At 41.6% G+C, this 20,256-nt stretch carries 16 protein-coding genes and 1 tRNA gene; 8 read left to right on the plus strand and 9 right to left on the minus strand.

Features of this window, described 5'->3' with window-relative positions; genetic code table 11:
* Window positions 1-386: 386 nt before the first annotated feature.
* From RMY32_RS17070 to RMY32_RS17080, 3 genes are all read left to right on the plus strand, one after another.
* A complete protein-coding gene (locus tag RMY32_RS17070) occupies window positions 387-2,249 on the plus strand; it encodes a glycoside hydrolase family 2 protein (RefSeq protein ID WP_322712507.1) in 1,863 nt (620 codons plus the stop codon).
* Window positions 2,228-3,328 carry a galactose-1-phosphate uridylyltransferase gene (gene galT / locus RMY32_RS17075; RefSeq protein WP_322712508.1) on the plus strand — a complete coding sequence of 367 codons (1,101 nt, stop codon included), beginning with the start codon at window positions 2,228-2,230 and terminating at the stop codon, window positions 3,326-3,328. Before RMY32_RS17070 ends, galT begins: the two co-directional genes overlap by 22 nt.
* Before the next feature lie 685 nt (window positions 3,329-4,013).
* The gene (locus RMY32_RS17080; protein WP_322712510.1) at window positions 4,014-8,000 is read left to right on the plus strand and encodes a magnesium chelatase subunit H; all 3,987 of its coding nucleotides are present in this window, start codon (window positions 4,014-4,016) and stop codon (window positions 7,998-8,000) included.
* A gap of 114 nt (window positions 8,001-8,114) precedes the next feature.
* Here the strand turns inward: RMY32_RS17080 and RMY32_RS17085 are convergent, their stop codons facing one another.
* Both RMY32_RS17085 and RMY32_RS17090 read right to left on the minus strand, forming a co-directional pair.
* Window positions 8,115-9,092, minus strand: a complete 978-nt coding sequence (locus RMY32_RS17085) for a hypothetical protein (protein ID WP_322712512.1) — start codon at window positions 9,090-9,092, stop codon at window positions 8,115-8,117.
* Between the two features lie 203 nt (window positions 9,093-9,295).
* Entirely contained in the window at window positions 9,296-9,436 is a 141-nt protein-coding gene (locus tag RMY32_RS17090) for a hypothetical protein (RefSeq protein ID WP_322712514.1), read from the minus strand.
* An 80-nt stretch (window positions 9,437-9,516) separates the two neighbouring features.
* Here RMY32_RS17090 and RMY32_RS17095 point away from each other — a divergent pair, with 80 nt between their 5' ends.
* Window positions 9,517-10,098, plus strand: a complete 582-nt coding sequence (locus tag RMY32_RS17095; protein ID WP_322712516.1) for a Uma2 family endonuclease — start codon at window positions 9,517-9,519, stop codon at window positions 10,096-10,098.
* 62 nt (window positions 10,099-10,160) lie between these two features.
* Here RMY32_RS17095 and RMY32_RS17100 read toward each other — a convergent pair whose 3' ends face one another.
* From RMY32_RS17100 to murA, 4 genes are all read right to left on the minus strand, one after another.
* Entirely contained in the window at window positions 10,161-10,604 is a 444-nt protein-coding gene (locus tag RMY32_RS17100; RefSeq protein WP_322712518.1) for a type II toxin-antitoxin system VapC family toxin, read from the minus strand.
* Window positions 10,592-10,813, minus strand: coding sequence for a hypothetical protein (locus RMY32_RS17105; protein WP_322712519.1), 222 nt, complete (start codon window positions 10,811-10,813; stop codon window positions 10,592-10,594). Before RMY32_RS17105 ends, RMY32_RS17100 begins: the two co-directional genes overlap by 13 nt.
* Window positions 10,814-10,982: 169 nt before the next feature.
* Entirely contained in the window at window positions 10,983-11,141 is a 159-nt protein-coding gene (locus RMY32_RS17110; RefSeq protein WP_322712520.1) for a hypothetical protein, read from the minus strand.
* A gap of 626 nt (window positions 11,142-11,767) precedes the next feature.
* Window positions 11,768-13,135, minus strand: a complete 1,368-nt coding sequence (gene murA / locus RMY32_RS17115) for a UDP-N-acetylglucosamine 1-carboxyvinyltransferase (RefSeq protein WP_322712540.1) — start codon at window positions 13,133-13,135, stop codon at window positions 11,768-11,770.
* Between the two features lie 420 nt (window positions 13,136-13,555).
* Here murA and RMY32_RS17120 point away from each other — a divergent pair.
* Window positions 13,556-13,636 (plus strand) — tRNA-Leu (locus RMY32_RS17120).
* A gap of 112 nt (window positions 13,637-13,748) precedes the next feature.
* Complete coding sequence (locus tag RMY32_RS17125) at window positions 13,749-14,531, plus strand: RNA methyltransferase (RefSeq protein ID WP_322712523.1); 783 nt, start codon at window positions 13,749-13,751, stop codon at window positions 14,529-14,531.
* 20 nt (window positions 14,532-14,551) lie between these two features.
* Here the strand turns inward: RMY32_RS17125 and RMY32_RS17130 are convergent, their stop codons facing one another.
* Window positions 14,552-14,794: a hypothetical protein gene (locus RMY32_RS17130; RefSeq protein WP_322695537.1), complete on the minus strand. Its 243-nt coding sequence runs from the start codon at window positions 14,792-14,794 to the stop codon at window positions 14,552-14,554.
* A gap of 358 nt (window positions 14,795-15,152) precedes the next feature.
* On the opposite strand from RMY32_RS17130, the gene RMY32_RS17135 reads away from it, so the two are divergent.
* Window positions 15,153-16,823, plus strand: a complete 1,671-nt coding sequence (locus tag RMY32_RS17135; RefSeq protein ID WP_322712525.1) for an ABC transporter ATP-binding protein — start codon at window positions 15,153-15,155, stop codon at window positions 16,821-16,823.
* Between the two features lie 159 nt (window positions 16,824-16,982).
* Here the strand turns inward: RMY32_RS17135 and RMY32_RS17140 are convergent, their stop codons facing one another.
* Entirely contained in the window at window positions 16,983-17,927 is a 945-nt protein-coding gene (locus RMY32_RS17140) for a hypothetical protein (protein ID WP_322712527.1), read from the minus strand.
* Between the two features lie 632 nt (window positions 17,928-18,559).
* On the opposite strand from RMY32_RS17140, the gene RMY32_RS17145 reads away from it, so the two are divergent.
* Window positions 18,560-19,063 (plus strand): N-acetyltransferase family protein, encoded by a 504-nt coding sequence (locus tag RMY32_RS17145; RefSeq protein WP_322712528.1) that lies wholly within the window; start codon window positions 18,560-18,562, stop codon window positions 19,061-19,063.
* Between the two features lie 265 nt (window positions 19,064-19,328).
* On the opposite strand, the gene nadC is transcribed toward RMY32_RS17145, so the two are convergent.
* Complete coding sequence (gene nadC, locus RMY32_RS17150; protein ID WP_322712530.1) at window positions 19,329-20,195, minus strand: carboxylating nicotinate-nucleotide diphosphorylase; 867 nt, start codon at window positions 20,193-20,195, stop codon at window positions 19,329-19,331.
* Window positions 20,196-20,256: the final 61 nt, after the last annotated feature.

Genomic DNA, 20,256 nt, shown 5'->3' on the forward strand with positions numbered 1-20,256 from the left:
GCTTATTGACTAATAAATGATTTTAAAAAATTTACTTAAATAATTGATATAAATAAAATTTTCATGACAACCACTTTCTCGTGTGGCAGATTTATGATAGTAATTAGGCACCTAAATATAATGCTTTTTTTTTAGATAACCTGGCAAAGATTGATAATGTATATGCCATAATGTCACGAGCTAGGGGTATATAAACGTTATTGTTATACTTCATCACGTAAGTGGGGAAGGTATCAGTATTGACTACGAAAAAATATAATGCTACTAGCTCGAACCGATTGATGAACGATCGGGTCAAAACTCTTGCTATATCTGGAAACCCAATATTTGGGTCTGGATTTAGTCTGTAGCAGGGGTTGATTGAGTTATGGACAGGAGGAAATTTGATGAAATTGTTAGATTTAGAGAATGCTGAGGTTAAATTGACCTCTAAAACAGATAGTAATTTTGTGGACTTAACACCAGCACACCCACGACCGTTGTTAAAGCGATCGCACTGGCAATCTTTAAATGGACTGTGGAAATTCGCATTTGATGACGAAGGAAAATGTGTCGAACCGAGCGATTTTAGCGAATGGCATCATCATATAGAAGTTCCTTATGCGCCCGAATCTATCAAAAGTGGGATTAACGATCGCGGTTTTCATCCAAACTGCTGGTACGAGCGCGAATTTGAAACGCCACCAGGGGACGGCAGATTAGTGTTACACTTTGGCGCTGTAGACTATCGCGCTCGTGTGTGGGTAAACAATAAATATATAGCCGAGCATGAAGGCGGACACACCTCTTTCAGTCTCGATATTACCCATACCTTAAATAACAGTGGTACAACAAAGGTAACAGTGTGGGCGCAAGACGATCCGCACGACCTCGCCAAACCTCGTGGTAAACAAGATTGGCAACTGAAACCCCATAGTATTTGGTATCCTCGCACAACTGGTATTTGGCAGACAGTCTGGCTAGAGCGCGTAGGTGAGACTTATATCGGCAATCTTCGTTGGATTCCCGACTGCGAACGGTGGGAAATTGGCTTTGAAGTTGGGCTAGCTGGTAATTTACCTACTTCAGGTGTACAAATTAAAGTCAAACTAAGCGTTGGCGATCGCCTGTTAGCAAGCGATACTTATGAAGTATTCAATGGGGAAATTAGCCGCCGCATTGTTCTGAGCGATCCGGGTATTGACGACTGCCGTAATGAATTACTGTGGAGTCCAGAAAAGCCGACGCTGATCGATGCCCAAATTCAGCTATGGGATAAAGATCGTCTGTTAGATGAAGTGCAATCTTATACAGCGATGCGGACTGTCAGCATCCAGCGCGATCGCTTTATGCTCAATGGTCGTCCCTACTATCTGCGCTTAGTTCTCGACCAAGGTTATTGGCCTGAAACATTAATGACTCCACCCAATGACGAAGCATTACGACGTGATGTAGAACTCGTCAAAGCTATGGGTTTTAACGGAGTACGCAAACACCAAAAAATTGAAGACCCCCGCTTTTTATATTGGGCAGACGTTTTAGGGTTGTTAGTATGGGAGGAGATGCCCAGTGCTTACCGTTTCACGCCAAAAGCTGTAGAACGGATGACGCGTGAGTGGACGGAAATTATCAAGCGAGATGTTAGCCATCCTTGTATTGTGGCGTGGGTGCCGTTTAATGAATCTTGGGGTGTGCCAAATTTGACTGAGACGGCGGCTCATCGTAACTACGTTTTGGCAATGTATCATCTGACCAAGACTCTCGATCCGACTCGCCCAGTAATTGGTAACGATGGTTGGGAAAGTACAGATACCGACATCCTCGCTATTCACGACTATGAACGCCACCCTGAGCGATTAGCCCATCGCTACAGACCAGATATTCAGATATCGGATCTATTTGAGCGTAGCCGCCCTGGAGGACGCATTCTCACCTTGGATAACTATCCCCATCAGGGACAGCCAGTGATGTTAACCGAGTTTGGTGGTATCGCCTATGCACCTCTCGACCAACCGAATGCCGATCAAGCTCAAGCTTGGGGATATGAAAACTGCTCGAATATCTCCGAATTACAAATGAAATATGCTGAACTGCTGGAAACCGTTAATAACATTGAGCTATTTAGCGGATTCTGTTACACACAATTAACAGATACTTTCCAAGAAGCTAACGGTTTATTGTACGGCGATCGCACGCCGAAATTTCCCATTGAGGCAATCCGCGCTGCAACCCTCTCAGGACAAGGTTTATGTACTCCCACAAGCTGTTAAAGCCCGACGGACGCAAACTCAAATTATACAGTCGCTACCCAATTACTAGTCAGTTAGAAGCCCCTAGTCCTAGTAATGAGCCAGTGCAAGCTAATCCCCACTTGCGCTGGCACCCCTTGCGGGGTGAATGGGTAGCTTATGCCAGTCACCGTCAAGGGCGGACATTCATGCCGCCTCCAGAATATAATCCCCTCGCACCTACCACCAACCCGGAGTTTCCAACTGAACTACCACAAGGTAAGTATGATGTGGCAGTGTTCGATAACCGCTTTCCCTCAATGAGTCCCACAGCCAACAATCCACCTGATACCATCGTGGAAACGTTACCTGCAAATGGAGCCTGTGAGGTAGTGGTTTTTACTCAAGATGCCCGCGCCTCCTTGAGTTCCTTAGAGTTGGATCATCTAGATTTGCTGTTGTCAGTCTGGGGCGATCGCACCCGCGAACTCGGATTAAATCCCCAAATTCAGTATGTGCTGCCCTTTGAAAATAAAGGTGTAGAGGTGGGTGTAACATTGCACCATCCTCACGGGCAAATTTATGCTTATCCTTTTGTTCCGCCTGTTCCAGCGCGAATGCTCGCGATGCAGCAGGAGTATTATCAAGAACACCGGCGGGGTTTACTGCAAGACTTGATTCAAAAGGAGATTGCAGCTAACCAGCGAATTATATATCAAGATGAGTATGCGATCGCATTTGTCCCAGTCTGCGCTCGTTACCCCTATGAAGTCTGGCTTGCACCAAAAGAGCCAGTTAGCACTTTTATGGATCTTACCCCACAACAACGTTGGGGACTTGCCAAAGCGTTAAAAACTGTCACTCTCAAGTATGACGGTTTGTGGAATCGCCCGTTTCCGTACTTGATGGCTTGGTTCCAAGCACCAACTGACGGTTTAGCTCATCCCGAAGCGCATTTACACGCCGAGTTTTTTCCACCATATCGGACAAGCGAAAGGCTAAAGTATCTAGCGGGAACCGAACTAGCAGCGGGGATGTTTGCCAATGATGCTTTACCGGAAGAGAAAGCGAAGGAACTACAAGCTGTGGTGGTAAACATTGAAGAACCGATTTCGGTGTGACAGGGTTTGGAACTGTAACTTAATTTCTGGACAAATCAACGCATAAATTGGAAGTTTGTCCACCTCTTGAATTAGTTCATCAATAAACTGTCTTAACCGTTCCTTCTAATCGGGGACGGTTTTTAACTTTTCTGTAATCCCGTTTCACGTTAATAATGATACAAATACCTTGGTAGAGGCACAGTATTGTTCATTGGGGTCAACTGAAGAAGACAAAGCCCAAATTTGTTGGGTGTAAGCGTCAATACAGGCCTATCTATAGTTCTCCAAAAAATTCTTAACCGAACTGTATTTGTTGATAATTTATCAATTTAATCTGAAAGAAACTCTGCCTTTCTACTGCTTATTAGAAATTACAACTTGTCTATGCTTGCTAAAAAATATTTAGTAAGCAAAGCTAGTTTTGTAAATGGATTTAAATAGCTAAATAGCTATTTAACTATTAAAAATAATTGTTACGAAAAGTTTACAAATATGTGAGCTAATACTTTTATACAAAGTCAACAATTACGAAGAAATATTTCGTTTTTTATATCGATTTGTGTCAGATAGACGATAAAATGCCCAGTGGGCAAGCGTTTTCTGATAAAAAACACATATTGCTTAAAGATCACAAGTTACCTATGGCTAATGATGCCGCTAGGAACTTCCTTAAGAGAACACGCATCAAAGGAGCCGAAGAAGCATGTTCACACACGTCAAGTCCACCATTAGACACATTGCGCCTGATAACTTACGCGGACGTAGTTTAATCAAGGTGGTCTATGTCGTGCTTGAGTCCCAGTACCAGAGTGCATTATCGCAAGCAGTTCGCACGATTAACGCGAACAATCCCAACTTGGCGATTGAAATCAGCGGGTACTTGATTGAGGAACTCCGCGACCCAGAGAATTACGAAGAGTTCAAACGAGAAATTGAGAGTGCTAATATCTTCATCGCTTCCCTTATTTTCATTGAAGATTTAGCACAGAAAGTAGTAGCAGCAGTAGAACCACACCGCGATCGCCTCGACGTTTCCGTTGTCTTTCCCTCGATGCCAGAGGTAATGCGCCTGAGTAAAATGGGCAGCTTTTCCTTGGCACAGTTGGGTCAGTCAAAAAGTGCGATCGCCCAATTCATGCGGAAACGCAAAGAAAAATCCGGTGCGGGATTCCAAGATGGGATGTTGAAGCTTTTGCGTACCCTCCCGCAAGTGCTGAAGTTTTTACCAATGGACAAGGCACAGGATGCCCGAAATTTCATGCTCAGTTTTCAGTATTGGCTAGGTGGTTCTCCAGAAAACCTGGAAAACTTCTTGCTGATGCTAGCTGATAAATATGTATTTAAAGGTTTAGACAAACAGAATTTTGCACCTTCTACATACGAACAACCAGTGGTTTATCCCGATTTAGGGATTTGGCATCCTTTGGCTCCCAGTATGTTTGAAGATGTCAGAGAGTACCTCAATTGGTATACAGCTCGTAAGGATATTTCTAGCGATCTCAAAGATCCCCTAGCTCCTTGTGTTGGGTTAGTATTGCAACGCACCCACCTAGTTACAGGGGATGATGCCCATTATGTGGCAATGGTGCAGGAGTTGGAAGCATTAGGCGCACGGGTACTACCTGTGTTTGCTGGTGGTTTGGATTTCTCCAAGCCTGTGGATGCATACTTTTATGAACCAACTACTAACACACAGTTGGTAGATGCAGTGATATCGCTGACTGGTTTTGCTTTAGTAGGTGGGCCAGCCAGACAAGATCATCCCAAAGCAATTGAATCACTCAAACGCTTAAACCGTCCTTATATGGTGGCGTTACCCTTAGTATTCCAAACCACAGAAGAGTGGATGGATAGCGATTTAGGGTTACATCCAATTCAAGTAGCTTTGCAAATTGCAATTCCTGAATTGGATGGAGCAATTGAGCCGATTATCTTATCGGGTAGAGATGGAGCTACAGGGAAAGCGATCGCTCTCCAAGACCGTATGGAAGCTGTAGCCGAACGCGCTTTAAAATGGGCAAATCTGCGCCGCAAGCCGAAGCTTGATAAAAAAGTCGCGATCACTGTTTTCAGCTTTCCGCCAGATAAAGGTAATGTGGGAACCGCCGCCTACTTGGATGTATTCGGCTCCATCTACGAGGTAATGAAAGCCCTAAAAAATAACGGTTACGACTTACCAGAATTGCCAGAATCCGCCGAAGCGTTGATGCAAGAAGTCATTCATGATGCACAGGCGCAGTACAGCAGCCCAGAACTAAATGTTGCTTACAAAATGTCGGTTCCTGAGTATGAGGCACTCACCCCCTACTCTCAACGTTTAGAGGAAAACTGGGGCCCGCCTCCGGGACATCTCAACAGCGATGGGCAAAACTTGCTGATTTATGGTAAGCAATTCGGTAATGTCTTCATCGGTGTACAACCGACATTTGGTTACGAAGGCGACCCGATGCGGCTGTTATTCTCCCGTTCAGCTAGTCCTCACCACGGTTTTGCTGCCTACTACACTTATTTAGAGCAAGTTTGGAAAGCTGATGCTGTACTGCACTTTGGTACACACGGTTCCTTGGAATTCATGCCAGGTAAACAAATGGGGATGTCTGGTGATTGTTATCCAGATAACTTGATTGGCTCAATTCCCAACCTGTATTACTACGCAGCGAATAATCCGAGTGAAGCGACAATTGCTAAACGTCGGAGTTATGCCGAAACAATTTCCTACTTGACACCGCCGGCAGAAAATGCAGGTTTGTATAAAGGTTTGAAGGAACTCAGCGAATTAATTGCTTCCTACCAAACCTTGAAAGATAGTGGACGCGGCATTCCCATTGTCAACAGCATTATGGATAAATGCCGGATCGTGAATCTGGATAAGGATATTAACCTCCCAGAAACCGATGCCAGAGACATGAGTGCCGACGATCGCGATCGTATTGTTGGCAACGTCTACCGCAAGTTGATGGAAATTGAGTCGCGGTTGTTGCCTTGTGGGTTGCACGTCATTGGGAAACCGCCAAGTGCAGAAGAAGCGATCGCAACTCTGGTTAACATTGCTAGTCTAGATCGTCAAGAAGAAGGACTTCAAGGCTTACCGGGAATTATCGCTAACAGCATTGGGCGTAACATTGACGATATTTACCAAAATAGCGATCGGGGCATTTTAGAAGATGTCCAGTTATTGCAAGATATTACTTTGGCAACCCGTGCAGCAGTTACCGCCCTTGTGCAAGAGCAAATCGATGCGGAAGGACGAGTTTCTCTAGTTTCCCGGTTGAATTTCTTCAATATGGGCAAAAAAGAACCTTGGGTAGAAGCATTGCATAAAGCAGGTTATCCCAAAGTCGATAGCGCAGCCCTAAAACCATTATTTGAGTATTTGGAATTCTGCCTGCAACAAGTTTGTGCCGACAACGAACTCGGAGCATTACTCAAAGGCTTAGAAGGTGAGTACGTCCTACCCGGCCCTGGTGGCGATCCCATCCGCAACCCGGATGTATTACCCACGGGTAAGAATATCCATGCACTCGATCCACAATCCATCCCAACAACAGCAGCAGTCCAATCAGCCAAAATCGTTGTAGACAGGCTTTTGGCACGTAACAAGGCAGAAAACGAAGGAAAATGGCCAGAAACCATTGCCTGCGTCCTTTGGGGAACCGATAACATCAAAACTTACGGTGAATCCCTAGCCCAAATTATGTGGATGGTGGGCGTACGTCCAGTTCCCGATGCCTTGGGACGGGTGAACAAGTTGGAATTGATACCTCTAGAAGAATTGGGACGTCCCAGAATTGATGTGGTAATCAACTGTTCTGGTGTATTCCGCGACTTGTTCATCAACCAAATGAACCTGCTAGACCAAGGCGTGAAGATGGCAGCTGAGGCAGATGAACCCTTAGAAATGAACTTTGTTCGCAAACATGCTTTGCAGCAAGCCCAAGATATGGGGATTAATCTGCGTCAAGCAGCAACGCGCGTTTTCTCCAATGCTTCTGGTTCCTATTCGTCAAATATCAACTTGGCAGTAGAAAACAGCACTTGGGATAGCGAAGCTGAGTTGCAGGAAATGTATCTCAACCGGAAATCCTTCTCCTTCAATTCCGATAACCCCGGAATCATGGACGAATCTCGGCAGATTTTTGAAAGTACATTAAAAACTGCTGATGCAACTTTCCAAAATTTGGATTCTTCTGAGATTAGCTTAACGGATGTTTCTCACTACTTTGATTCAGATCCTACAAAGCTAGTGGCAAATCTGCGCGGTGATGGTAAAAAACCAGCATCTTATATTGCAGATACAACCACAGCTAACGCCCAAGTGCGGACATTAACAGAAACCGTGCGTTTGGATGCGCGTACCAAATTGTTAAATCCCAAATGGTACGAGGGGATGCTGAATCACGGTTATGAAGGCGTGCGCGAACTCTCCAAACGGTTGGTAAATACAATGGGTTGGAGTGCAACAGCCGGCGCTGTGGATAACTGGATTTATGAGGATACTAACGAAACATTCATCAAAGATGAAGAAATGCAGAAACGCTTAATGAACCTCAATCCCCATTCTTTCCGCAAGGTTGTATCAACTTTGTTGGAAGTCAATGGACGCGGTTATTGGGAGACTAGCGAAGAGAATTTAGATCGTCTGCGCGAGTTATACCAAGAAGTTGAAGACCGGATTGAAGGAATCGAGTAGAACGAATTAGGCAGGCATATTGCCTGCCTAATTCAACATTGCTGCTTACAAGGATGAAATAGACTCACACAGAGGCGCAGAGAGCAAGAGCGTAAATTCTTGGTTTATTGAATTTTATAATTTTTGACTAGGAGAAATACCTATTGATAAATCCATACCAACAGTACGAATTGTATTTGGACGCTTTATAGGATGAAGTTTTGCAATTTCTAGTTCTGGATAGCTATTTTGAGAATAACTGGAATCATTAGCTGATTTCAGCCAGTAAACAAGGTAAATACCGTAATTTGTTCCTATCGACTGCATATATTTAGGCAACTGGACACTTAAACCATGCTCTAAATCATTTGAATTAGCCTTTTTAGCTTCTATTGCTATCTTTCCTAGACCTTTGATATTAAATACTGGCGCAACTAGATAAAAATCTACCCTGCCATTGCCAGCAACTGTTTCACATAAAACATCAAAGTTTTTCATCGTTCCGTAAATACTTAAAAAAGCCGCAACTCCCTTTGTTATTTCTGGTTCATTGAGAGGTTTTTGTATTTTATCTACAGGCCTCCAAAAGAGAGTTTCAGAGCCATGCCGTCGAATATCTTCCTGACAGCAATGGAGACAATCCAAGACAGTAGAAAAAAAATCATCCATATTTGGATAACTATTATTAGACAGAAGATTTTCTCTCCTTAGAATTGTTACGATTTCAGATGGAGGTATTGTAATTGGTGTACGAACAGATTTCATATGGCGATTCATATCTGTCAGTGAACCGTGAGGAACAATACCACATCCTATTGAGTCGGCATTCCACTGCAAAGATACCTGGCATGGTTCGTTTCCCAAGTACTGCTCACTATGCTGATATAAATCATTGCGCTTAATAAAAACCATGCCATTGTGAATCTTTGCTTCAAATACAAAATCATGATATGAAAAACTAAAAAGTTGTACTGAATTCCGTAAAAAACCTTCATAACTATTAAAATCTATAGTCCCAGCAGGTACACAGAAGTCAGAAAAAGTTAGGACAGGTCTCATACTAGAGAGTAGTTCCAATGTAACTTCTCCCAATTGTATTTTGTTAATTTTCATGTATTTTTAGTTATAATTTTCGGGCTGCATCTCTAAATTTTATCGCTGTTTCTACGAGAGACAATACCGAAGTTGTTAACTTGCCTGGATATTTTATTGATAGTGAAACTTAGAAGTGGAACGAGACTGCTCAAAAATTAGGTCTTCCTATTACTGAATTTAGATAGTGTTTGATGTCTGCCTAATGATTATAATACCAAGTACTATCGCAGTACTCTTCCACAACAAGCAATCGCTTTGTTTTTGAGGTTTTCTGAAAGGCGATCGCTCACTCTTGGACAACTGGCGATCGCTTTATTTTTGAGGTTTTCTGTAAGGGGATTGCCCACAATGCCATCATACAATCAGCGATCGCTTTGGAAATGTGGGAGCGCGATCACTTATATATTAAATTTTATGGGAATATTCAAGTTTAAATTTTTCTATGGATGCGTTAACTATCAACTTTGCTCCTGTTCTTCAAATAACAGATAAGCAATTCTTCCAGTTATGTCAGATAAATGAATTAATCAGATTTGAGCGTAATGCTGATGGCACATTGCTACTAATGCCTTTAGTCGGAGGTTTAACCAGCAACCGCAATGCTAATTTAACTGCTCAACTTGGAGTGTGGAATCGTGATGATGATGAGTCACTAGGTGTAGCCTTTGGTTCTTCGGTTGGGTTTATTTTACCAAATGGGGCAGTGCGATCGCCTGATGCATCTTGGTTAAGACGTAACAGATGGAATTCTCTCACACAGGAGCAAAAAGAAAAATTTCCGCCTGTATGTCCTGATTTTGTCGTGGAATTGCGTTCTGATACTGATTGTTTAACAAGGCTACAAAATAAAATGCAAGAGTACCGAGACAACGGTGCTAAGTTAGGTTGGTTAATTGATTTAGAAACTCGGCAAGTAGAAATTTATCGCTCTGGTAGAGATGTTGAAATACTGCAATCTCCTGCTAGCTTATTAGGAGAAGATATACTGCCTGGATTTGTGCTTGATTTTGAAGATATCTGGTGAATTGATTAAAATACGAAGTGCTATGTCTACGAGGGCTACGCCTATGCAATATACAAAAAGACTCAAACTATGAGTGTATCCAACACTAACACCGATAACGCTGGTAAAGACGGCAACCGCGCATCATTTTTCTTGACAAATGATGCACCTCCACGAATAGCAGTAGCCATCTGAATAGCATCTGGGGTTCTTAAGTTGTAATCTGCCCTTAATTGCGCTGCATTTTCAGCGATGTCGGGAAAAACCTCGATAACTGTTAAACCTTGAGAATTAAATAGAATTTCACAATATTGTTGAGCTAATGCTGTGTTTCCTTGTCGCAAGGGATAGACTAACACTTCCGTGATAGTCAAAACTGATGTTACAACGCTAAATTCACCACGAAACATAGCTTCAAAAAAAGCATCTGTAACATCCAAATAATTAAGATTTTCTTCAATAAAGTAAATCAGTGGAGCAGTATCCAAACCCACAATTTGCCCCTGTAACTGGACTAGCCATTCCATGAATCACGTTCCTGATTAACGTATTCTTGAGCATCAACGCCATTCCAGATTTCTTTACCTAAACCACGTAATTCGAGGATGCTACGCTTTGGCTTAGGTGTCATAGTCACCTGTTGACGAATTAAGCTTGACAAGTGTTCAATTAAGCGTATTTGTTCTTCAGGAGTTAGGCTTTGAGCTTGCAGTAGTACTTCTTGATAATTAGACATAAAATTTACATTTCTACTTCTCTGGATTCTAAGTCAAATATACACAGACAGACTGCATTTCTTTATTTTACAAATAAACGTAGACAGGCTTGATATCTGCTTGTTTATCAGAATAATTACTGTGATCGCGCCCAATCTTCCACAACAAGCGATGTCTAACGACAAGCCGCTACGCGTCTACGCTGTTTTTTGAGGTTTTCTGCAAGGCGACGCCGAATAGCCCGTTGTAGACATCGCTCATCTTTTTATACAGACGCTCTGCTACAGTGCAATCATAGAGTCCGCGATCGCTTTTGGAAATGTGGAAAGGTGCGTTAGCGTAGCTCACCGTAGGTAGCGCCTATAGTGGTATTGTGTGTGTTAGGTATCACTAGTAAGTAAGAAAAATAGATGAAGAGGATAGAATAGTTTGTAGGCTAGGTATCTTTCCTGCCTTAATCTTTCCATCTGGAATATTATCATCAATGCTTTAAGGTGAATCTTCAATCACTATTGGAACTGACAGATGAGGAGTTTATTTTAAACCTTGAGGCGATTTGGTAACTTACATAACCAATGTATTACAAACCAATAAAAGTAATTAATAAAACAGCATAAATATTATACCCAAAGTGATAAGTATAATTTGTGATAACTTTAAAAACAAAAAGACCAGCCTCCCACAGCTGGTCTAAAAAATGTTTTTGCGTTGTCTTCTCAAGAGAGTTAAAACCCAATTGCGCGTTCCCAAAATGCAACGGGCAACTTTTCTTAACAATATTGTAACAGCCAACACAGATTTTTCCAGAATATTCATCAAAAAAAGATATGGGCAAAGCTTAAAAGCCTCTATCTATCAGGAGAATTTAGCAGATTGTAAGGTATAGATGGGAGAGATAAAGGGAGATAAGGGAGAAAATTTTACCTTGTCTCCCTTGTTCCTTTGATCCCAGCATCAGTCTTAACCGATCGATTTCAACTTGACAGACTACTGATGCTGGGAGCGATTTCTGCATCTGTTGAGGTTTCGCCCACACGAAGGATTTTAGCCCCCAATTGCTGCAATTTCATATCAAGTCGATCGTAGCCGCGATCGAGGTGTTGTAAACCCTGAATTGTGGTTTGTCCTTCTGCCGCTAGTCCGGCGATGACTAACGCTGCCGATGCTCGTAAGTCTGTACCTAATACTGGTGCGCCAGATAATTTTGGTACTCCCCGAACGAAAGCAGCATTGCCTTTGACACGAATATCTGCCCCCAAACGATTCAACTCTGAGGCATGACGCAAGCGATTTTCAAAGACGGATTCGTTAATTACGCTGTCGCCTTCTGCCACTGCTAGCAAAGCCATGAATGGTGCTTGCATATCTGTGGGAAAACCTGGATGGTATTGAGTTTCAATATCCGTTGCCTTAAGGGTTTCCGCTGGCAGAATGTGTAATTGGTTAGGCTTTTCATCAATTATTGTTACTCCAATATCCCGCAACTTGGCAATTACCGGGATGAGATGTTCTGGAGCCACTGGCGAGAGAATAAGTTCTGAGCGGGTAATTGCTGCTGCTAGCAAAAACGTCCCAGCCTCAATGCGATCGGGAATAATGCTGTAGTCAACAGAATGCAACTTGGGGACTCCTTCGATAATAATTCTGCTAGTCCCCGCGCCCTTAATCTTCGCTCCCATTGCATTACAGAAGTTAGCTAGATCGACTACTTCCGGTTCTCTAGCAGCATTTTCGATGATCGTTTCACCCTCTGCTAGGGTAGCCGCCATCATCAAGTTTTCCGTCGCTCCAACGCTGGCAATGTCTAAGTAAATGTTCGCACCTTTTAATCTCCGGCTGCTGCCAGGAACATAAGCATTACAAATGCCATGCTCAATTTGCACTTCCGCTCCCATTGCTTGCAGTCCTCGAACATGCAAGTCAACCGGTCTTGCCCCGATCGCACAACCCCCTGGTAAAGGCATCTGTGCTACTCCCAGTCTTGCCAAAATGGCTCCAATGGCGAAAAAACTTGCTCTCAACTGGGTAACTAATTCGTAGGGAGCTTTTGATGTTTTAATTTCGCTGGCATTGATGTCTAAAATGTCACCTTGTCGGGTTAATTGCACACCCAAAGCTGATAACACCTGACCCATCCGTTCTACGTCCGCTAACAAAGGGACATTACGGATACGACAATCGCCCGGACACAGCAAGGCTCCAGCCATGATTACCAGTGCTGAATTTTTTGCCCCGCTAATTTTCACATGACCCCGCAAAGGATGCCCGCCCCAAATTTGCAAGACTGAGGAGTCTGCTTCTGGAGCAATTTTGGCATCTGGTAAGCTGGTAGAAGGATTAATAAGCCTACCTCCAAAAGTAATACGTATTTTATATGTTTGAAGTTGGTTTTGATTCTACAGTAAAGATTCAAAATGTCCACGTTTTCAAGCAGGGTTTTGTATAAAAAAATTGCTTTTTGAGTGAAAATGCAGGCTGTAAACAAGCAATAGCAAGCTTTTTGAGATTTTTAAAAAATTTAAAAAAAGAATTAATAAGCAGTAGTTTTAAGCAAAATTAAATACTCAGTAAAATAACTTAAGTATTCTCTAAAAATCAAGGCTGTACTGTCGAGTTAATATTTTGATTCGACCTTGTACCTGAAAAACTTGTTTCTAGTTAGAAACTTTTAAGTAGGCATTATGCTTTTACTTGACAACTTTTACTTGACAAAGGTAAAACATAACGCAATAATAAGAAATTGTCGATAAGCACAAATGCCAGCGGAACTGGCGGAATGGCAGACGCGCTAGATTCAGGTTCTAGTGCCGCAAGGCTTCCGGGTTCAAGTCCCGGGTTCCGCATATTATTATCAAGTTAGGAGTTAGAAGTTAAGAGTTATAAGTTTAAGAAAACTAAATTAACTCCTGCACGGACGCGATTAATCGCTTCTCTACTCCTAACTCCTAACTTTTAATGTTAACCAGTTTACAGAATTCCCTAGTCAAACAAATTCGCAAGCTGCACTCCACCAAGGAGAGGCATAAGCAACGGTTATTTTTACTAGAAGGGACGCACTTGTTAGAAGAAGCTTGTGCAGTCAATTACCCACTAGAAACAGTGTGTTGTACCCCAGATTGGCAAGTCGCCCATCCTTTGCTGTGGGAAGAAGCTTGTAGCCGATGCGATCGCGCCGAAATTGTCAGTAGAGAAGTCTTGGATGCGATCGCGACCACAGTCCAACCAGATGGTGTGGTGGCAACGGCAAAACGAAGCCAACGTCAAACTCAACTACCATTGACTGGTTTAGTGCTAGCTTTAGAGACGATACAAGATCCCGGCAACCTGGGTACGATGATTCGCACCGCCGCCGCCGCAGGAGCATCAGGGTTGTGGGTCAGTGGAGATAGTGTAGATTTAGATAGCCCTAAAGTTCTCCGGGCTTCCGCAGGGCAATGGTTTCGCCTCGCAACAGCCGTAACCGAAGATTTAAAAGCGACAGTCCAACAAAGTCAGCAGGCAGGAATGCAGGTAGTGGCAACCTTACCCGATGCGACTTTAACTTATTGGGAAGTGGACTGGCGAAAACCCAGTATGATTTTACTGGGAAATGAAGGTGCTGGATTGTCAGCAGAATTAGCAGCGATCGCAGACCACCAAGTAAGAATTCCTTTGAGTCCTGGAGTGGAATCCTTGAATGTGGCGATCGCAGCCGCTTTAATGTTGTACGAAGCTCAACGGCAATTGATTTGTCAGTAATGAATTTTAACTTTTTATCCTTATTTGGTTTTTGTTATTTCTTCGAGATATTGTTCAATATCAGCAACTGCGTCCTCAAGAGCCGCTAAATCAATATCTGTCAAGTCTCGATCGAGTTCGACTTCAGTAAAATTACTAGTATGCAGTTGGGGGATATCTTCTTCCTCAGTCGAAATTTCTTGTAAGATATCCTCCAACTGTTCGAGGGATTGTTGAAACACTCGATCGGCAGCGCGCCGTTGTTCTGGCTGATTTTGCTCCATAATATTAACTTAAAAATCCTGATTTACTGACTTAATTTTGATTCTAGTTCCAAGAGATTTAAATTTCGCACTAATAAGATCGTAGTTGTGTGCTGTATCAACTTTAGCAGTGCTTATGAAGAATATCGATAGCTGTCTCCAATTAACAGGAGTCAGTAGTCAGAATTCAGAATTGCTTATTACTCTACCTATAAAGGGATAGAGTAATAAGCAAGGAAAAAGATTCAGCTGCGCTATCACCCAGTCGTACAGAATTTCTTCTAAATTCTGACTCCTGAATTCTGGATTCTTCTTCATTTGATAGACTATCCTAAATTTGAAATTATAAAAACTGGTAGCTCAGGGCTGATAACTAATTATGAGTGAAGCCTTATTCTGTATCGAAAATCTGCAAGTTGCCTATCCTGGGCGAAGTGGAGAAAAAACAAGCTGGGCGGTTGATGATGTATCTTTCACCTTGAAACCAGGTGAAAGAATGGGATTGGTGGGAGAGTCAGGTTGTGGTAAATCAACTATCGGACGAGCAGTAATGCGTTTACTACCATCCTCTAGCCGGATTCAGGGACGGGTGACATTTCAAGGACAGTCCGTGTTTGACTTGACACCTAATCAGGTGCGGAAATTTCGTGGAGAGGCGATCGCCTTAATTTTTCAAGATCCCATGACACGCCTCGATCCTTTGATGACCATTGGTAAACATTGTATCGAAACCCTCCAAGCGCACTCACCAGAATTATCAACGCGGGAAGCTAAAGAAAAAGCACTTGCTACCTTGGCAAAAGTGAATATTCCCCCTAGTCGCTGGAATCAGTATCCTCATGAGTTTAGCGGTGGAATGCGACAACGGGTAGCGATCGCTTTAGCTTTACTCCTCAACCCCAAGTTTATTGTTGCTGACGAACCCACTACCAGTCTAGATGTCACCGTTTCCGCGCAGATATTGCAAGAATTAACTCGCCTGTGCAGTGAAGAAAACATGGGATTGTTGCTGATTTCTCACGATTTAGCAATGGTTGCTGAGTATTGCGATCGCATTGGTGTGATGTACAACGGTAAGATGGTCGAAATGGGTTCTACAGAAACCGTATTTAGACAACCTCAACATGAATACACGCGATCGCTTTTAAAAGCAGCATTACATATTCAAGCAGTAACTGATAGTGGAGAATTGATAATTGCCAATGACGAAGAAAAGCAATTACCGATTATTAATCAGCAATCTCCAATTTTGAGTGTTACAGAACTCAAGCAACACTACACTATAGAACCTAACTTTATCGAACGACTGCTTAACACACAAACGCAGACAATTAAAGCAGTAGATGGAATCAACCTGGATCTTTATTCAGGAGAAATTCTCGGCTTAGTCGGGGAATCAGGTTGTGGTAAAAGTACACTATCACGAACAATATTGCAACTAATTCGTCCCACTAGTGGCAAAGTTGAGTTTTTAGGACAGGATTTAACTAAACTATCGCGTCAAGAAATTCGTTCCTCGCGGCGACAAATACAAATGGTTTTTCAAGATCCTCATGCTTGTCTCAATCCAGCGATGACAGTGGGACAAAGTATTGCAGATCCTTTATTTATCCACAATTTAGCCAATCCTGCCAAAGCAAAAGAACAGGTTTTGTGGATGCTAAATAAAGTTGGCTTAACACCGCCAGAAGTGTATTATGAGCGTTATCCGTCGGATTTGTCCGGTGGACAACAGCAAAGAGTAGCGATCGCTCGTGCTTTGATTACTCACCCGAAACTCTTAATCTGCGATGAGCCAGTGAGTATGTTAGACGCCAGCGTTCAGTCGCAAGTGTTAGATTTGATGTTGCAATTAAAGGAAGAGTTTGAGTTAACTTATTTATTCATCACTCACGATCTTTGGTTAGCTCGATTTTTGTGCGATCGGATTGCCGTAATGAATGGCGGTAAAATTGTCGAACTTGGTATGACAAAAAATATTTTTGCCAATCCTCAGCATCCTTATACCAAAACTTTACTAGCTGCTGCTCCCTTACTAGCACGCGCTTAACTAAAAGACTTCCAGTAAAAAAACACTCCATCGTAGTAGGGCGTAAACCTTTGCGCCCTTACAAATCTACAAATAATTTGGGATAATTTCTTTTTTGCAAGTCCCTAAATAAAATCAGAAGTTAGAAGTTTTAAACTCCTAGTTCTTCACTCCTAACTCCTAACTATCTTCCCTTCCTTCAACTAATCTAGTTGGTTCTCCACTCGAACTATAAAGTTCAACGAATCTTTTAAATAGCAATGCAGTCTCGTGATTTGAAGTTTTACTTAAGTTGAATAAACGCCCTATATTTTTTTCAGCTAAAGCTCTTAAATACGGCAAATCTTCAAATAGTGTCAAGCAAGCAGCAAAATGCAATATTATTTGTAATAATGGCTTTGGCCAGTCTAAGTCACTATAAATATCTATAAAAAATTGATGTTCTGAATCATTTAACGGGAAAGCATGAAATATAACAATTATTCTTTTGTTATTGTAAACTGGGATACTTAGTTCAACAGTGTAAGGGGTGTGTAATATTAAATCCACCTCTACAATAGGTTGTCGCCAAATTCTCAAAGGATTAGCTGGTGAGTCTAATATTGTTTGAAATTTAATTATCCCACCAGTATTTGTGGGCTGAAAGTGGCTAATTTGAAAAATTTTGAGGTTGTTAAGGCTAAACTTATGAACTGTTTCCAAATGCTTTAAGCTCAATAGATGATATATTTGGCAAATATAAGGAAACGGTAAAATGTACTCCTGGCTTATCATGTGGAGCTTTTTTATCTGAAGCTTATTAGCTTGAGTGCGATCCAGATATTCTTGATACTGGCTGGGGTCTAAATCATTACTATTGAAGCTTTCTTCCGGCTTTAGATATAACCAACTCACAAAAAAGAAAGAGGCTGTAAATAGCTGAAATATTTCTATAGGAGATAAATAACCATCGGCAAATGCGGCTATACTTCTATCTGTTATCCCAAAAAGCCAAGATGGAATCCCAAAAACCCAAATACTACTTTTTATTTGGTCTACAAAAAGTGCTATCTCAACAACTTTTGAAACATTAGTATTTTTATTAATACTAAATTTATCATTAACATTCAAACAATTAATAGACATAGTAATTTTACTTAACTTTAAATTGATAATTAATTTTATATTAATTCTAAATACTAATATATGAGATCAACCTCTATCTTTAGCTATATATATAACTTATATTTATGAAAGAGAATTGAAATCCAGTTTTTATTAGGATAAAGATAAGTGTAATTTTTTGTTATGTAAAATCCTAAAAAATCTATGTATTCACTCAGGATATAATTATTTGTAATCTATCCTGCTAAAGGAATTGAGATATTATTTTCTGATAGAAAGCTTGGAGTAGAAAGGAGTATATAAATCTTCAGAAAAAAATTTTATTTGTTCTGGGATGATAAATTTATCTATTTCTCTAGGATGAATACTGAATCATGCTTTAGAAAGAAAAAATTAGAAATTAAAAAGTTTCTCTGTTAAATAAAATACATTAAGTAGGGTATTGTAATTTTGCTCTAGTTATAACAGCAGTGGTGGCTTTTATAGTGGCGCATTGCATACTTGGTACTAAGGTTAGACATTATCTTATCTAAGGTAGACTATCCCTATCTGACAAAGTATCTGTGACAATTACGATAGAAACCGTAGAATTGCTACTATTAACACTGTATTATTCTTAAATATTTTCTGAAGATTTTTCTGAGACGGTAGCAATGACCATTCGCCATGCGACTGAAACTGACTTGCCTGCAATTGTGGCAATTTACAACACTGCAATTCCTAGCCGCATGGCAACCGCTGACTTAGAACCAGTATCTGTGGAAAGTCGCCTTGCTTGGTTTAAAGGGCGATCGCCTTCACAACGCCCACTTTGGGTAATCGAAGTAGAAGGAGTAATTGCTGGATGGCTTAGTTTCCAATCCTTTTATGGGCGACCTGCTTATAGTAAAACTGCCGAAATTAGTATTTATATTGCCCCTAGCTTTCATCGGTGTGGTTTGGGACGACAACTCTTAGCACAAGCAATTAGTGAAAGTCCTAGTTTGGGTATAAAGAGCCTAGTATCCTTCATTTTTGCCCACAATCAGCCCAGTTTAAAACTTTTTGAAACATTTGGTTTTCAACGTTGGGGACATTTGCCTAAAATTGCTGAACTTGACAACGTTGAACGAGACTTAGTAATCATGGGACTGCAAATTAGTAAACCTGTTCTTTAAAGCGATCGCTATTTTCTGAGACTAAACTGCAAATCACTATAATATCTTTTAATATCTTGAAATATATAAAAAGTTAGGGTTAACAGTATTCATCCCAGTAATTCAAAGTCTAGGATTGACATTATCGAGTTTTTATATACTTTATCTTTTCTTCAGGTAAAATTTTTTACATCACACGATATTATACAATTTGTACAAGTAAGATAAATAAAATTCAGGTATATTTTTTCTATGCGACTATGAAGTTTTACTGAGAGTTTGACAATTAAAGTACAATCCTCATACTCAAGTCTAGCCACTTCGATTGAGTAATCGGCGCGCTGCTAGAAATATAGTCAACACCAGTTTCCGCCACAGCGCGAATCGTTTCCAAAGTCACATTCCCCGAAGCTTCAATTTTTACCTGCCTCTCCTGTTGGTGAATCAACTCTACCGCCTGACGCATTATATCCAAAGGCATATTGTCTAGCATAATAATGTCAGCCTTGTGCTGCAAAGCTTCTTTCACTTGCTCTAAACTTTCAGTCTCTACCTCTATAGTCAAGGGATAAGGAATCTGAGAACGAATACGGGTAACAGCTTCTCCAATTCCGCCAGCAGCCGCAATGTGATTATCCTTAATCATAACCGCATCATCCAACCCCATACGGTGATTAATCGCCCCACCCAAAGCAGTCGCGTACTTTTCTAAGAGTCTTAGCCCTGGCGTAGTTTTACGCGTATCCACCAACTGAGCAGGTAAATCACCAATTTTTTCTACATATATATTAGTCAGCGTAGCAATTCCACTTAACCGCATAGCCAAGTTGAGCGCGACTCGTTCCCCCATCAGCAGCGCATCCAGCGAACCATGAATTTCAGCTACCACCTGTCCCGGCTCACACCATGTACCTTCAGCCGCAACCGCCACAAAGCTAACTTTTTCATTCAAAATCTGAAACACCCTAGCTGCAACTGGTAAGCCAGCAATCATCCCTGAAGCTTTAGCCATCCATTTAGCAGAGCCTAGCGTCACATCTTCTACTAGTAGAGTATTTGTAGTGCGATCGCCTCTACCAATATCCTCCAACAACCAGGTACGCAACAGAGGATCTAAAACCAGCCAGGGAGGCAAAACAGCAGAATAGCTCACAAATTTGTTGCTTCCTTAGAGACTTCAGTAATACTATAGCCTAAAACGCTTACTCTCTAAG

It is taken from the genome of Nostoc sp. ChiSLP03a (assembly GCF_034531215.2).
Taxonomy (GTDB): Bacteria; Cyanobacteriota; Cyanobacteriia; order Cyanobacteriales; family Nostocaceae; genus Nostoc.